This window comes from Streptomyces sp. CNZ301, from assembly GCF_004217425.1.
Genome location: NZ_SHLG01000001.1, coordinates 1362546 through 1377000, shown reverse-complemented (window position 1 = coordinate 1377000; position 14455 = coordinate 1362546). Strand labels below are relative to the sequence as shown.

General features: G+C 72.5%; 11 protein-coding genes and 1 pseudogene. 3 read left to right on the top strand and 9 right to left on the bottom strand.

Annotation, left to right across the window (positions count from 1 at the left end):
- Window position 1: 1 nt before the first annotated feature.
- Both nhaA and EV375_RS06205 read right to left on the bottom strand, forming a co-directional pair.
- On the bottom strand, window positions 2–1891 hold the full coding sequence (gene nhaA / locus EV375_RS06210) for a Na+/H+ antiporter NhaA (protein WP_130298554.1): 1890 nt from the start codon (window positions 1889–1891) through the stop codon (window positions 2–4).
- Window positions 1892–1985: 94 nt separating this feature from the next.
- The gene (locus tag EV375_RS06205; RefSeq protein WP_130298553.1) at window positions 1986–2516 is read right to left on the bottom strand and encodes a TerD family protein; all 531 of its coding nucleotides are present in this window, start codon (window positions 2514–2516) and stop codon (window positions 1986–1988) included.
- A gap of 510 nt (window positions 2517–3026) precedes the next feature.
- On the opposite strand from EV375_RS06205, the gene EV375_RS06200 reads away from it, so the two are divergent.
- Window positions 3027–3449 carry a DnaJ family domain-containing protein gene (locus tag EV375_RS06200; RefSeq protein WP_130298552.1) on the top strand — a complete coding sequence of 141 codons (423 nt, stop codon included), beginning with the start codon at window positions 3027–3029 and terminating at the stop codon, window positions 3447–3449.
- Between the two features lie 24 nt (window positions 3450–3473).
- Here EV375_RS06200 and EV375_RS06195 read toward each other — a convergent pair whose 3' ends face one another.
- The 3 genes from EV375_RS06195 to EV375_RS06185 form a co-directional block, all read right to left on the bottom strand.
- Window positions 3474–3764: a hypothetical protein gene (locus EV375_RS06195; protein ID WP_130298551.1), complete on the bottom strand. Its 291-nt coding sequence runs from the start codon at window positions 3762–3764 to the stop codon at window positions 3474–3476.
- A gap of 222 nt (window positions 3765–3986) precedes the next feature.
- Complete coding sequence (locus EV375_RS06190) at window positions 3987–5486, bottom strand: FAD-dependent oxidoreductase (RefSeq protein WP_486588317.1); 1500 nt, start codon at window positions 5484–5486, stop codon at window positions 3987–3989.
- Between the two features lie 230 nt (window positions 5487–5716).
- Window positions 5717–6658: a TIGR01777 family oxidoreductase gene (locus EV375_RS06185; RefSeq protein WP_130298550.1), complete on the bottom strand. Its 942-nt coding sequence runs from the start codon at window positions 6656–6658 to the stop codon at window positions 5717–5719.
- A gap of 118 nt (window positions 6659–6776) precedes the next feature.
- Between EV375_RS06185 and EV375_RS06180 the strand changes: the two genes are divergently transcribed.
- Window positions 6777–7289: a GNAT family N-acetyltransferase gene (locus EV375_RS06180; RefSeq protein ID WP_130298549.1), complete on the top strand. Its 513-nt coding sequence runs from the start codon at window positions 6777–6779 to the stop codon at window positions 7287–7289.
- A gap of 84 nt (window positions 7290–7373) precedes the next feature.
- On the opposite strand, the gene EV375_RS06175 is transcribed toward EV375_RS06180, so the two are convergent.
- On the bottom strand, window positions 7374–7892 hold the full coding sequence (locus tag EV375_RS06175; RefSeq protein WP_175437746.1) for a DUF4240 domain-containing protein: 519 nt from the start codon (window positions 7890–7892) through the stop codon (window positions 7374–7376).
- Between the two features lie 229 nt (window positions 7893–8121).
- Here EV375_RS06175 and EV375_RS06170 point away from each other — a divergent pair, with 229 nt between their 5' ends.
- Window positions 8122–9048, top strand: a complete 927-nt coding sequence (locus EV375_RS06170) for an SDR family oxidoreductase (protein WP_486588316.1) — start codon at window positions 8122–8124, stop codon at window positions 9046–9048.
- A 4-nt stretch (window positions 9049–9052) separates the two neighbouring features.
- Here EV375_RS06170 and EV375_RS06165 read toward each other — a convergent pair whose 3' ends face one another.
- From EV375_RS06165 to EV375_RS06155, 3 genes and pseudogenes are all read right to left on the bottom strand, one after another.
- Window positions 9053–10234, bottom strand: coding sequence for a WYL domain-containing protein (locus tag EV375_RS06165; RefSeq protein WP_130298547.1), 1182 nt, complete (start codon window positions 10232–10234; stop codon window positions 9053–9055).
- Window positions 10235–10368: 134 nt separating this feature from the next.
- Window positions 10369–13103: pseudogene (gene aceE, locus EV375_RS06160) on the bottom strand (pyruvate dehydrogenase (acetyl-transferring), homodimeric type).
- 480 nt (window positions 13104–13583) lie between these two features.
- Window positions 13584–14450, bottom strand: coding sequence for an amidohydrolase family protein (locus tag EV375_RS06155; protein ID WP_130298546.1), 867 nt, complete (start codon window positions 14448–14450; stop codon window positions 13584–13586).
- Window positions 14451–14455 lie beyond the last annotated feature (5 nt).

Sequence of the window (14455 nt, the reverse complement as noted above, 5' to 3'; positions counted from 1 at the left end):
GCTACCGCCCGATGTCGGCCCTCACCCGCGCGGCCCGCACCGCCTTGTGCAGGCTCGCGCTGTCGAACGAGCCGTGGTGGCGGCGGCCGTTGACGAAGAACGTGGGCGTGCCCGAGACGCCGCTCTCGTCGGCGGACTCGATGTCCTCGGCGACGCGGTCGGCTCCGACGCGTTCGCGCAGATCCTCGCGGAACCGTTCGGTGTCGAGCCCCAGCACCTTCGCCTGACGTACCAGCATGGGGATGGTCGTCTCCTCCTGGTTGGACAGGAGGAAGTCGTGCATCTCCCAGAACGCGCCCTGCGCGCCTGCCGCTTCGGTCGCCTCGGCTCTCAGCTGCGCGTTCGGGTGGACGTCCGTCAGCGGCAGATGCCGCCACACGTGGCGCACGTCGTCGCGGTCGCCGAGCAGGGACCGGATGACGGGCTCGGCCGCGGCGCAGTACGGGCATTCGTGGTCGCCGTACTCGACGAGGGTGACGACGGCGTCGGCGGGGCCGCGCACGTGATCGCGCTCGTCGTCGACGTCGGTGACCAGATCCGTCAGCGGTTCGGAAGTGCCGAGCATGGCCCGCCCCTTGATGCGGTGCGGCAGCATCGACGTCACGCCTGAGACCGCCCACGTCAGCAGCGACGCGCACAGCGCCGCGCTGAGGACGCCGATCTTCGCCTCCTCCAACTGCGCCCCGTGGAAGGCCAGTCCGGCGATGAGGAGCGAGACCGTGAAGCCGATGCCGGCGATCGTCCCGCCGCCCGCCACCGCGGCCCAGCCCACCGGGGGACGCAGCCGTCCGCCGCTGAGCCGCGTCACCAGCCACGAGACGCCGACGATGCCGACCGGTTTCCCCGCGACGAGGCCGAGGAGGATGCCGAGCGTCAGCGGCGAGGTGAAGGCGCGCTCGAGCAGCTCTTCCGTGAGCGGCACGCCCGTGTTGGCGAGGGCGAAGAGGGGGACGATCACATAGCTGGCCCAGGGGTGGAACAGGTTCCGTAGACGTTCGTTGGGCGAGATCGCCGCGGACAGACCGACGCGTGCCGTGCGTGCCAGTTCACCGGTCGGCTGCTCACGGAAGAGGCGGAAGAGTCCGCTGGCGCGTTCCAGGTCGCCGCGCGCCGCGGGATACGCGTACGTCAGCAGGCCCAGCACGAGACCCGTGACGACCGGGTCGACACCGGACTTGAGCAGCGCGAGCCACATGCCGGCGCCCAGGGCGGCGTAGGCCGGAGGTGAGGAGACGCCGGCGAACCGGAGCCCCAGCACGACGAGGAGGAGACCGCAGGCCGCCAACAGCGGTACGGCAGTGACGTCTTCGCTGTAGACGAGGGCGATGACGGCCAGCGCGATGACGTCGTCGACGACGGTGAAGGTGAGCATGAAGGCCCGCAGCCGGCGCGGGAAGCGCGGTCCCACCAGGGCCAGGATGCCCAGCGCGAACGCCGTGTCGGTCGACATCGCCGCTCCCCAGCCCTGCGCCGACGGGCTGCCAGCGTTCAGCGCGAGATAGATGGCGACGGGCACCAGCATCCCGCCGGCCCCGGCGAGGGCGGGCAGGGCGACCCTGCGCCGCTCACGCAGGTCTCCCATGTCGAACTCGCGGCGCGCCTCCAGGCCGACGACGAAGAAGAAGAACGTCATCAGCCCGCTGTTGACCCAGTCGTGCAGGTCCAGTGACAGCCGGTCGTCGGAGATCCCGATGTACAGCTTCGTCGACCACAGTGCCTCGTACGAGGCGAAGTCGATGTTCGCCCAGACCAGCGCGGCAAGTGTCGCCGTCAGCAGCACCGCCGCGCTTCCGGTCTCCGTGCGCAGGAACTGCTGCACCGGCCGGTGGAGGGACGCCCAGGGGGTCCGCCCGGACAGCTCGCTGCGGGAAGATCCCTGGGAATCGCTCATCCGGCAAGTCTGTCCCAGCAGGCGCGCCGTGGCACAGCACCGGCAGGTGTGCGTCGCCCCCTCCGGGGCGGGCTCGCGGGGCAGGAGGGCGGGATCAGGCGGGCCTGCGGCCCATCTCCCGCGCGAAGGACTCCGGCTCCGTGTCGAATCCGGTGATCCCGTCGCGCAGCTCCCACGCCCCGTCCTCCGAGCGCACGAACTCCGCGACGGTCGCCGCCGTGGAGGTGGCCACGCCCGCGAAGTCGTCCTCCGCGAGCTTGTCGTAGCCCTGGGCGATCTTCACGATGGTGTTGGCCACGTCCCCGAACGTCGTCCGGCCCGGGGCCTGCTGGATGGCGACGCCCACCACCACCCGGGTGTAGGAGGGCGCCAGCCGCTCCAGCTCCAGCGTCATGGCCTCGTCGGGCCCGAAGCCCTGGCCGGTGCGGCTGTCCCGGTTGAGCGTGATGGTGCCGTCCGGGGAACGGCTGTCGAAGTGCACCAGATAGTCCGGGTCGCCGTACGGGGCGTCGGCGGTGTACGTGGCGGCGACGAGATCGAGATCATGGACGGGCGCACCGATGGGACTCGGGTCCCACTTCAGCGTCACCTCGACCTTTTCGAGACCCTTGTTGAGACTGCTCACAGACTTCCCCTCCTGGTCCGGGATGCAGCGGTAACCGGCCGCACACGGGATCAACTGTACTGCCGGGGAAGCACGTTGGGCGGGGCCGCACCATGCCCGGTGAAGCGCGGCCGGAAGGCTTGCCGGTGCGGGAGGGGTGGCGGTGGCAGGCCGCGCGCGGCGCTCCGGGGGGGAACGGTGGAGCGGGCGCGCGCGGCTTCTCGTCAGCCCGTGAACGCCGCCAGCACGCCCGCCGTGAGCGCGGCGCGCTCCGTCATGACCGAGAGGCGTCAATGCCGGAATCCGTCACCTGAAGTCACCCACCGTCGGTGATCGGCCGTGATGGGAGAGCCGCCAGGTCCGGGAATCACCAGTCTTCGCCCGCGTGTGACGCCGGTCACGGCGTGCGGGATTCCGGCGGCAGAAATTCCGGAAGCCGGCCGCTAAGGCGGCTTCCGGGCACCCCGCCGCCGACCTCCCCGGCCGGGTGGCGCACTGCCGGTGCCGGCCGCGCTGCGGGACAATGACGCCATGACCGAACGGAAGCCGCCCGGCATCACCTTCGAGTCCTGGGTCGACAGGCAGATCCGCGAGGCGGGGGAGCGCGGCGCCTTCGCGGAACTTCCCGGTGCCGGCAAGCCGCTGCGGGACGCGGACGCCCCGTACGACGAGAACTGGTGGCTGAAGCAGAAGATGCGCGACGAGGGCCTGTCGCATCTGCCGCCGACCCTCGCCCTGCGCAAGGAGGCCCAGGACGCGCTCGACGCGGCCTCGCGCGCACCGTCGGAGAAGGAGGTGCGGCGGATCGTGAACGGGATCAACGACAAGATCCGCGAGGCCATCCGGCGCCCGCTCTCCGGACCGCCGCTCAATCTCACCCCCTACGACGTGGAGCGGGTCGTCGCCGGATGGCGCGAGGGCCGGGACCGCGAGGCGGGCGGCCCCGGCACCTGACGCGGCCTGCGGGCTGGACAGGACCTACGGGAGCAGTGAACGCACCAGCCTGCACGTGGTGTTGGACGGCGGGTGCACGCCGATGCGAGCCGCCGTGCGGCGGATCGTGTGGTCACGGGCCTGACCCGGCGTGTAGACACCGGAGTCGAGCAGGGCGATGGCTATGCGCATCGCCTTCAACTGGCGGTTGTGGGAGACATACCACTCCCGCGGGCGGCCCGCCGGGAGCCGCCTCTTCGGGAGCCGGCCGTCGGCCGGGGCCGGGAGGGCGAGCGGCAGAGGGGGCGTCAGGTTGCTGGCTGTGGCTGCGGTCATCGGCGACCTCCGTGAACGTCGTGACGTGGGTGACGTACTGACGCGACTGGTGTGCTGACGTGATGGAACCGGCCCGGATTCGGCGTCGTTCTGGTTCCCAGACTACCGCCGGGCACTGACAGCGAAGGGTGCCGAGGGAAGGTCGACTTCCCTGGTCGCAGGGGATGTTGGGGCGGAAACGGGGGCAGGTGGAGGGGCGCCGTGGCAGTGCCGCTCAGGCGCTCACGCCGCCGTCGTCAGCGGACCGTCGCTCACGGGCAGCGGCAGCCTGAAGTCGCGCAGCACCTCGTGCGCGGCCCGGCGTCCCGAGACGAGCGCGCCCTGAACCGTGCTGGTGTCGCGGTGCTCACCGCACACGTAGAGGCCGGAGAGCAGCCGCACCGGGCGCCGCATGTCGTGCGGGGCCGGCATGGCGGGGACCGCCTGCGCGTCGTGGTGCGCGGCAAGCAGGCTCCAGCGCCTTGTCGGCACTCCGTGGAGCGTGGCCAGTTGGGAGCGGGCGGCCTCCTCCAGCGAGGCGAGCGGCTGCGCCGCCGAGGTGCCGAGCACCACCGAGGTGACGAGGCCCGCACGTCCGGGCCGCGCCCGCGCGGGATCGACCGCGGAGGCGGCCCACGAGTGGGACACCGGCCCGTGCCGTGCCGCGTCCCCGTCGACCAGCAGCGAGGGCGACAGCGGCAGCGCCTCGTCGACGGCGTGGTGCAGGACGGTCATCGGGTGGAAGTCCGGCACCCGCAGCCCGGGAAGCAGCATGCCCGCGTCGGCGGCGCCGGTGGCCACGACGACGGCGCGGCAGGCGAGGGTGCCGTGGTCGCGGGTGGTGACGGTGTTCGTCGTGACGGCCACGGCCGTGACGTCCGTGCGCACGGTGCCCTCGGGAAGCGCCGCGGCGAGCAGTTCCGGGACGGCGGACATGCCGCCCGCCGGCAGGCAGCTGCCGCCGCGCACGAAGCCGCGCAGCGTCAGGTCGGCGACGCGGCTGGAAGTCGTCAGCGCGGGGTCGGAGAGCAGCGCGGAGAGCAGCGGACGGACGAGCGAGCCCACGGTGCGGGCGGGCAGTCCGCGTGCCGACAGGGCCTGGGCTGCGGGGAGTTCGGTACGAGCGAGCAGCCGGTCGCAGGGCACGCTCGCGAACCGCGTCAGCGCGCCGCGCAGCCGGGCGAGCTCGAACGCGCCCGTGTTCCCCTGGCGCCGGCGGGAGATGCCCCAGGAAGTCCGGCCGCGGGAGCCGGCGGCGGAGCGTGCCGGCTCGAGTGCGCTCCTTGTGCGCCGTTCGGTCCGGTCGGCGCGGCCGGCGGCGACCGCGGCCTCCGCGTACACGTCGGCGGGTGCCTCCGGGGGCACCGCACGCGCCCCGAGCCCCAGGGGTCGACGCCCGACGGTGCGGCGCTGGTCGCCTATGCGGTGTGTGCGGCCGTCGGCGCGCAGCAGGGCACCGGGAGAGAAGGGGCGCATCTCCAGCGTGGCCAGCGCGGGGAGCCGCCGGAACTCCGGCCAGTCGGGGCACAGCAGCCGCCCGCAGCGGTCCAGCAGGTAGCCGTCGACGTTCTCCGTGGCCATCCGGCCGCCCACCTGTGACGTGGTCTCCAGCACTGTGACGTGCAGTCCTGCGTCCGTGAGGTGCTGTGCCGCGGCGAGGCCGGCGAGGCCCGCGCCGATGACGACGACGTCCGCGTCCGGGGTCTGTGCACGGCCGGGGCGTGATGTCTCGCTGGAGTGCACGGTGCCTCCCGGGGGTCGGCGCGCGGTGAAGGCCGTCCTGCATCCGTACTGCCCGGCGCGGCGCTGGTGAACCGTAAGGATCCGGACTCTACGCATCTGCCCGGTCGCGGTCAGTGGCACACGGGCAGAGCACGGGCGCACAGCGGTCGCACACCGCTTCGATCAGGCCGCGGCACAGCCCCACGCAATCCCGGGGTGGCGGCGGGCGCCCCGCCGGGCCGGCCGTACCGTCAGCGCAATGCGGCGCGTACCGCGTCTTCGATGCCGGGAAACGCGAACGTGAAGCCCGATTCGAGAAGCCGCCCCGGCACCACGCGCTGGCTGCCCAGCACGTCCTTCGAGAACTCGCCCAGCGCCGCCCGCAGCACCGGCGCCGGCACGGGGAAGAGCGTGGGCCGGTGCAGGACGCGGCCCATCGCGGCGGTCGCCTCCCGGTTGGTGACCGGCTCCGGAGCCGTGAGGTTGAACGGGCCCGACAGATCGTCCCGGTCCAGCAGATGACGCAGCGCAGCGATGTGGTCGTGCAGAGCGATGTGGCTCCAGTACTGGTCGCCGCTGCCGAGCCGGCCGCCGGCCCCCGCCTTGAAGATCCGGAACAGCGGCCCCCACGCACCGCCCTCACGCGCGACGACCAGGCCGGTGCGGGCGAAGACCGTACGGATCCCGGCCTCCCGTGCGGCGTCCGCGGCCTCCTCCCACTCCTGGCACACGTTGGCGAGGAAGTCGTCGCCGGGCGGAGCGCTCTCGTCGACGGCACGCGAGCCGGTGTCGCCGTAGTAGCCGATGGCGGAGCCCACGATCAGAGTGCGGGGCGGCTCGTCGAGTGAGGCGAGCGCGTCGGCGACGGCCGCGGTGCCCAGCACCCGGCTGTCACGGATCTCCTTCTTGTACGCGGGGGTCCAGCGCCGGTCCCCGACGCCGGCGCCCGCGAGGTGGACGACGGCATCGCATCCGACGAGGCCCGCGGCGTCCACGTAGCGGCCCTTCGGGTCCCACCTCACCTCGGACGGCAGCGGACCGCCCGAGGCGGGGGCGGGGCCCGCGCTCTCGTAGCGCCGGGCCTCCTGGGGGGCGCGCCTGACGAGGCGGACGATGTCGTGCCCGTCCGCACGGAGGGAACGGCAGAGGGCCGTGCCGATGAGGCCGGTTGAACCGGAGACCGCGATACGCATGGCACCATCCTGCCGCCTGGCCCCGCCGCAGCTGAAGCGCCGCGCACTGCGGCGTTGTTGGCGGGGCAGGACGGATATCCGGTGGACCTTCGGACGGGCGGTGGGCAGGGTGGTGCGCATGCCGACCGAGCCGACCATCCGCGCCGCAGGCCCGACCGACGGGCCCGCGCTCGGCGAGCTGGACCGGGCCGGCTGGTCGACGCTGCACTCGGTGGCCGCACGGCCCAGGCCGCCTTACCCGCCGTTCTTCGACGCCGTTCATCCGCCGCGGCACGTCCTCGTCGCGGAGCTGGGCGAGCCGGAGGGCCTCGGAGTGGTCGGCTACATACGCGTGGTGCCGCCCATCGAGCTGGAGAGCAACGCGCATGTGCGGCAGATACGGGGCCTGGCGGTGGACGAGCGGGCGCGGGGCCGCGGCGTCGCGCGGGCGCTGCTGGAGGCCGCCTGCGAACGGGCCCGCCAGGAGGGTGTCCATCGGATGACGCTGCGGGTGCTCGCGCACAACGCGCCCGCCCGGCGGCTCTACGAGTCGGCCGGTTTCGCCGTGGAGGGCGTGCTGCCCGGGGAGTTCCTGCTCGACGGGGAGTACGTCGACGATGTTCTGATGGGGCGCTCGCCGGCCGGGCGGTGAAGGGCTCGGGGGGCGACGGACCAGCCCGGCGGGTCCGGCCGCCGGGGCCGGGCCCCGGCCCGGGAGGCGGCGGGAGCGGGCGGGTCAGCCGCGGAAGCGGTCCCAGAGTTTGGGGAGGCGTTCGGCGAGGGCGGCTTCGTCCTCAAGGTTGAGGGAGACGCCGGTAGGGTCCTCCTGCGGCTCGGGCAGGCCGAGATCGGGCATGACCGTGCCGGTGAGCTGCTCGTACGCCTCGTCGGCGGCGTAGCCGAGGTCCTCGGCGTCCCCGTCGAGCTCCTCGTCGAAGCCTTCCAGTACGTCGGCGAGGGAATCGGCGTCGTGCGCCGCGGTCTCGAACACCTCGCGGCCCTGGCCGATGAGCCAGCAGCGGAATGCGTCGAAGGCGTCGTCGCTGACCCCGTCCAGCAGAATCCACGCCGCCGCCCACAGGTCCCACTGGTTGGCGCGGTTGTAGCGGGACTCGAAGTGCCGGGCGAAGAACGTCACGGCGTCCGGATCGAGTCGCGTCAGCTTCTCGATGAGCAGGTCGGCCTGCTCCTCGGGGTCGCCCTCGGCGTCCTCGCGGGTCGAATCGATCAGCGCCCAGAACTCGGTCTCGTCCATCACGAACACAGCATCCGCCTTGTACCCGCCAGACGCACGCGGACTCCCTCGGATGCCGCCTTGTCGTTACCGGGGCGCGTCAAGGTCTATATGTGCCGCTGTTGTGACCATCCCATGAGGTGCTCGTGCCGGACATGCCACGGGAAGCCGGAAAACCCGACAGCAGATGTCCGCTTTCCGTGCGAGCGTGCTGTCCGCAGCGGTTGCCGGACACGAGGGAGGACGACCGGTGAACACAACAGGCGCGCTGGCGGGCAAGGTGGCGCTGGTCGCGGGCGCGACACGGGGGTCGGGCCGGGCGATGGCGGTGGAGCTGGGAAGAGCGGGAGCCACCGTGTACGCGACGGGCCGCACCACCCGCGAGCACGTCAGCGAGGTCGGCCGCGCGAGCGAGACGATCGAGGGCACCGCGGAGCTGATCGACGAGGCCGGCGGCCGTGGTGTCGCCGTAGCCGTCGACCACCTGGAGCCCGGGCAGGTACGGGCACTGGTCGAGCGCATCGACGACGAGCAGGGCCGACTGGACGTCCTCGTCAACGACATCTGGGGCGGCGACCACCTCGTGCAGTGGGACAGGAAGATGTGGGAGCACGACCTGGAGCAGGGTATGCGCATGCTCCGGCTCGGCATCGAGACGCACATCGTCACCAGCCGGTACGCGATCCCGCTGCTCATCCGCCGGCCGGGCGGGCTCGTCGTCGAAGTCACCGACGGCACCGAGGAGTACAACGGCCCCCGCTACCGCAAGCCGTTCTACTACGACCTCGCCAAGTACGGGCCGCTGAGGATGACCCGCGCGCTGGCCGAGGAGCTGCCGGAGCACGGCGCGGCCGCCGTCTGTCTCACGCCGGGCTGGCTGCGCTCGGAGTTCATGCTCGAGGTGGCGTTCGAGGTGACGGAGGAGAACTGGCGGGACGGCTGTGCGCGGAACCCGCACTTCGCGATCTCCGAGTCGCCCGTCTTCGTGGGACGCGCCGTGGCGGCGCTGGCCGCCGACCCGGACGTGGCCCGGTTCAACGGGCGTTCCCTCTCCAGCGGCGGACTGGCGAAGGAGTACGGATTCACCGACGCCGACGGGTCGGCGCCGGACGCCTGGCGCTACATGGCCGAGGTCGACCAGGAGAGCGCGAAGGCGGACGTGACCGGCTACCGGTGACCGGCTACCGGTGGGCGGCCTCCGCCGGCACCGCGCCGGGCCCGTACCGCGACGCCATGCGCCGTGCCGCGTCCGCGAACCGGGCGCGCAGCCCGGCAGGTTCGAGCACCTCGCACTCCGGGCCGAGAGCGAGGAGCTGGGTGTAGGCGACGTCCAGGGACTCCACGGCGAGTACCACCGTGGCGGGGCCGCCGCCCTCCCCGGCCGGGGCGGAGCCCGGTCCGGCCTCCGCCGCGCCCGACTCCGTGTCCGACTCCGTGTCCGACTCCGTGTCCTCCGCGTCCGCTTCCTCGGTGTTCGCCTCCGCCGCGGCCAGCGCCTCCGCCGCGGCCAGCGCCTCCTCCGCGGCCCGCCGGTCGGTCACGTGACGCAGCGCGCGCATCCCCGCCGGGGTCAGCCGCAGCACCACCTCGTCCCGCAGGATCGACCGCGCGAACGCGGCGGAACGCTCCTCCCAGAACGCCGGCAGGTCGAACTCCTCGTCGCGCACGAAGTGTTCACCCGTCTCCTCGACGCCGGTGACCCGGTCCACCCGGTACACCCTCCGTTCCCCGGCATCCGGCACGCGGGCCGCCAAGTACCAGACGCCCGCCTTGAGCACGAGCCCGTACGGCTCCAACTCCCTCCCCCTGGGCCTTGCCGCCCGGGCGGGAGTCCTCCCAGCGAAGCGAGGGGTGGGGGTCCCCCCATCATCGGCTCCGCGGCGCCGGTAGCAGATCCGCACCGTGCGGTCGTCCCACACCGCGTCCGCGATCGCGGGCAGGTGCTCCGGTGGTTCCTCCGGTGGCTGCCACCACCCCGGTGCGTCGAGGTGGAAACGCTGCGCCGCCGAGCGGTGCGCGTCGCTCAGCTCGGGGACGAGGGCCGCCGAGACCTTCAGCCGGGCGGCCGACGCGGCGTCCGCGAGTCCCATGTCCCGCAGGGCGGACGGCACCCCGGACAGGAACAGGGCCTCGGCCTCGCCGCGGCCGATTCCGGTGAGCCGGGTGCGGTAGCCGCCGACGAGCCGGTAGCCGCCGCTGCGTCCGCGGTCCGCGTAGACCGGCACCCCGGCCTCCGACAGGGCCAGCACGTCGCGCGAGACCGTGCGTTCGGAGACCTCGAGTTCGGCGGCGAGTTCGGCACCGGTCATGGCACGCCGGGTCTGGAGCAGAAGCACCATCCTGATGAGCCGGGCCGCGCGCATGGCAGCATTCTGCCGCCGCGCCCGCGGGCGGTGAACCTCCGGGGCACCGGGTGTCCGGGCCCCGGGGCAGCGCGCCCGGAGCCCCGCGCCTGTCGGCTGCGGGGCTCCGGGTACCGGGCTCCGCCGGCCGCCGGTCAGGCCAGGCCGTAGCCCTCCGCGGCCCGTCGCACCGTCTCGTGCTTGACCTCGCCGCGCCGCGCGAGCTGCGCCAGCGCCGCCACGACGACCGACTCGGCGTCGACGCCGAAGTGGCGGCGCACCGCCTCACGGGTGCCGGAGAGCCCGAAGCCGTCCGTGCCGAGCGATGTCCAGTCCTGCGGCACCCACTGGCTGATCTGGTCCGGGACGGCCCGCATCCAGTCGCTGACCGCGAGCACCGGGCCGGGGGCGTCCTCCAGCACGCGTGTGACGTACGGAGTGCGCTCCTCGCCCCGCAGCTGCGCGGCGTCGCACTCCAGCGCGTCGCGGCGCAGTTCGCTCCAGGACGTCGCCGACCAGACGTCCGCCGTCACGCCCCACTCCCCGGCCAGCAGCCGCTGTGCCTCCAGCGCCCAGTGGATGGCGGTGCCGCTCGCCAGAAGCTGGATGCGCGGCGAGTCGGGTTCTCCCCCGGGCCTTCGGCCAGGGCGGTGCCCCCGGGCCCCTCGCTGAATCGGTAGAGGCCCTTGAGGATGCCCTCCTCGACGTCCTCGCCGGCGGGCTGCGGCGGCTGGACCTTCGGCTCGTTGTAGACCGTGAGGTAGTAGAAGACGTCCTCGTTGAGAGCCGGGTCCGGACCGTACATGCGGCGCATGCCGTCCTTGACGATGGCCCCCACCTCGTAGGCGAACGCCGGGTCGTAGGTGACGACGGCGGGGTTGGTGGAGGCCAGCAGCGGCGAGTGGCCGTCCGCGTGCTGCAGCCCCTCACCCGTCATCGTCGTACGGCCGGCGGTCGCACCGATGACGAAGCCGCGGCCCAACTGGTCGGCCAGGGACCAGAACTGGTCGCCCGTGCGCTGGAAGCCGAACATCGAGTAGAAGATGTAGAACGGGATCATCGGCTCGCCGTGCGTGGCGTACGACGTGGCCGCCGCGGTGAAGTCCGCCAGCGAACCGGCTTCCGTGATGCCCTCGTTGAGGATCTGGCCGTCCGACGCCTCCTTGTAGTAAAGGAGTTGGTCGCGGTCGACCGGGTCGTAGTTCTGCCCGAGCGGTGAGTAGATGCCGGCCGACGGGAAGAGCGACTCCATGCCGAAGGTGCGCGCCTCGTCCGGCACCACCGGCACCCACCGCCTGCCGGTCTCCTTCTCCCGCATCAGGTCCTTCACCAGCCTTACGAACGCCATGGTGGTGGCGATCTCCTGGCTGCCGGAACCCTTCTTCAGCGTCTCGAAGGGTTTCGCGGAGGGCTCGGGCAGCGCCACGGGATGCACCTTGCGCGCGGGCGCGGGCCCGCCGAGCGCGGCGCGGCGCTCCTGGAGGTAGCGCACCTCCGGGGAGTCCTCGCCCGGGTGCACGTACGGCACGAGCTCGTCGTCCAGCTTGCTGTCCGGGATGGGCAGTTCGAGGAGGTCGCGCATCGCGCGGAACTCCTTGCCGGTCAGCTTCTTCATCTGGTGGTTGGCGTTGCGGGACTCGAAACCGGGGCCCAGCGTCCAGCCCTTCACGGTCTGCGCCAGGATCACGGTCGGCGCGCCCTTGTGCTCGACGGCCGCCTTGTACGCGGCGTACACCTTGCGCGGCTCGTGGCCCGCGCGGGAGGTGTGGAAGCAGGCGGCGATCTTCTCGTCCGTCAGCAGCTTCGCCATCTCGGCGAGAGCGGGATCGGCGCCGAAGAAGTGCTCACGGATGTAGGCGGCGTCGCGCGTCGCGTACGTCTGGAACTGCGCGTCCGGCACCTCGCGGAGGCGGCGGACCAGGGCGCCGGTGGTGTCCAGCTGGAACAGCTCGTCCCAGGCGGTGCCCCACAGCGACTTGACCACGTTCCAGCCGGCCGCGCGGAACTGCGCCTCCAGCTCCTGCACGATCTTGAAGTTGGCGCGGACGGGCCCGTCGAGGCGCTGGAGGTTGCAGTTGACGACGAACGTGAGGTTGTCGAGCCGCTCGCGGCCCGCGAGGGCGAGGGCGGCCGTCGACTCCGGCTCGTCCATCTCGCCGTCGCCGAGGAACGCCCACACGTGGGAGGCGGAGGTGTCCTTGATCCCGCGATCGGTCAGGTAGCGGTTGAAGCGTGCCTGGTAGACGGCGTTGATCGGGCCGATGCCCATGGAGACGGTGGGGAACTCCCACAGCCACGGCAGCCGGCGGGGGTGCGGGTAGGAGGGCAGACCGCGGCCCTCGCCCGGGTGCCAGGTCTCCTGGCGGAAGCGGTCGAGGTCGCTTTCCGTGAGCCGGCCGTCGAGGAAGGCTCGGGCGTAGATGCCGGGAGAGGAGTGGCCCTGGATGTAGAGCTGGTCGCCCGAACCTCCGGACGCCGGGTCCTCCTTGCCGCGGAAGAAGTGCTGGAAGCCCGTCTCGTACAGCCAGGCGGCACTGGCGAACGTCGCTATGTGACCGCCCAGGCCGTAGCGGCTGCCGCGGGTCACCATCGCGGCGGCGTTCCAGCGGTTCCAGGCGGTGATGCGGGACTCCGTCTCCGCGTCGCCCGGATACTCGGGCTCGGCCGCGGTCGGGATGGAGTTGACGTAGTCCGTCTCCAGCAGATGCGGCACCGCCAGCCCGCTGTCCTGGGCGTGGCCCAGAGCGCGGCGCATCAGGTACGTGGCCCGCTCGGGACCGGCATGCGCGATGACGGCGTCCAGCGACTCCCGCCACTCGGCGGTCTCCTGCGGGTCGCGGTCCACGAGCTGGTCGAGCTCGCTCGGACGGTTGCGTACGGGGCGGGGCATGGTGGCCACCTTCCGGACGGGCGGACGGGGGAGGGGTCTTCGGGGGTGGAGCACTCCGCTGGGCGCGGGCCCGCTGGGCGCGGGGTTGTTCACGTGCGGTCGGGCCGCGTTCGGTGCGCGTCCTTCCTGTACGGGCTCCCGTGGGTGCGGGATCCCGTACGAGCTCCGCCGGCCGCGGGGCTCCACGGTTGGGTTCTTCGGTGCGGGGCCTTCCTGAATGGCAGGACAGGGTCGGCCCAGCAATTGGACTGTACGCCTGCGATCGATGATCGATCAAAGCTTCTCGCGAAATTGGCATTCCGTGCCACGGAAATCGGCACGCGGTGCCGTGATTTTTCAGCGTGCTGCGGATCTGGTGCGTGGGTGGGTCGGGGCCGGTGCCTCCGGGGCGGTCGTCCGGCCCGTCTCGGTCCAGCCGCCCCGTACCCACCCATGCTTCCGACTGCCGTGCTCCACACGCCCCCGCACGGCCACGGCCCCTCAGAGCCCGAACAGCCGCGCCGCGTTGTCGTGGCAGACCGCGCGGAGCCACTCCGTCCCCAGCTCCGTCGACTCCAGCGCCCGAAGCGCCTCGGCGTAGGTGTAGGGGATGTTGGGGAAGTCCGTGCCGAGCAGTACGCGGTCCTGGAGGGCCGCCAGGCGCGGCAGCGCCCGGCGGGGGAAGGGCGTTTCGGCCTCGACGAACGGCGTGAACGCCATGGTCGTGTCGAGCATGACGTTCTCGTGGCGCTCGGCCAGTTCCAGGAAGTCCTCGTACTCCGGCATCCCCAAGTGCGCGACGACCAGCGGTAGTCGGGGATGGCTGCCGAGCAGTGCGGCGATCGGTCCGGGCCCGGTGAAGCGGCCGGGCCTCGGGCCCGAGCCGCAGTGCGTCACGACGGGGACGCCGGCGTCGGCGAGCAGTCCCCAGACCTCCTTGAGTGTGGGGTCGTTGGGGTCGTAGTCGCCGACCTGGAGGTGGCTCTTGAAGACCCGCGCGCCCTGTTCCAGGGCGCGCCGCACGTCGTCGCCCGCGCTCGGCTCGGCGTAGAACGTGGCCGTGTGCAGGCAGTCCGGTGTGCGGGCGGCGAAGTCCGCGGCCCAGTCGTTGAGCCAGCGCGCCATGCCCGGCTTGTGCGGGTAGAGCATCGAGGTGAACGCCTTCACGCCGAACTCCCGCAGCAGCCGCAGGCGTTCCTCCTCCTCGTGCCGGTACTCGATCGGCCAGGGCCGCCCCACGAGTGGGCCGCCCGTGTCGAAGTACGCCCAGACCTTCGTCAGTACGCGCTGCGGCATGAAGTGGGTGTGGACGTCTATCAGGGAGTCCAGGCCCAGCGAGCGGCGGAACGCCGCGACCTCGTCCGGCATGGGCA

Bases quoted from the DNA above. Each gene is read 5' to 3' on its own strand.
- nhaA (WP_130298554.1), bottom strand. From the start codon at position 1,891: ATGAGCGATTCCCAGGGATCTTCCCGCAGCGAGCTGTCCGGGCGGACC.
- EV375_RS06200 (WP_130298552.1), top strand. From the start codon at position 3,027: ATGACCGAACGGAAGCCGCCCGGCATCACCTTCGAGTCCTGGGTCGAC.
- EV375_RS06195 (WP_130298551.1), bottom strand. From the start codon at position 3,764: ATGACCGCAGCCACAGCCAGCAACCTGACGCCCCCTCTGCCGCTCGCC.
- EV375_RS06185 (WP_130298550.1), bottom strand. From the start codon at position 6,658: ATGCGTATCGCGGTCTCCGGTTCAACCGGCCTCATCGGCACGGCCCTC.
- EV375_RS06180 (WP_130298549.1), top strand. From the start codon at position 6,777: ATGCCGACCGAGCCGACCATCCGCGCCGCAGGCCCGACCGACGGGCCC.
- EV375_RS06175 (WP_175437746.1), bottom strand. From the start codon at position 7,892: ATGGACGAGACCGAGTTCTGGGCGCTGATCGATTCGACCCGCGAGGAC.
- EV375_RS06165 (WP_130298547.1), bottom strand. From the start codon at position 10,234: ATGCGCGCGGCCCGGCTCATCAGGATGGTGCTTCTGCTCCAGACCCGG.
- EV375_RS06155 (WP_130298546.1), bottom strand. From the start codon at position 14,450: ATGCCGGACGAGGTCGCGGCGTTCCGCCGCTCGCTGGGCCTGGACTCC.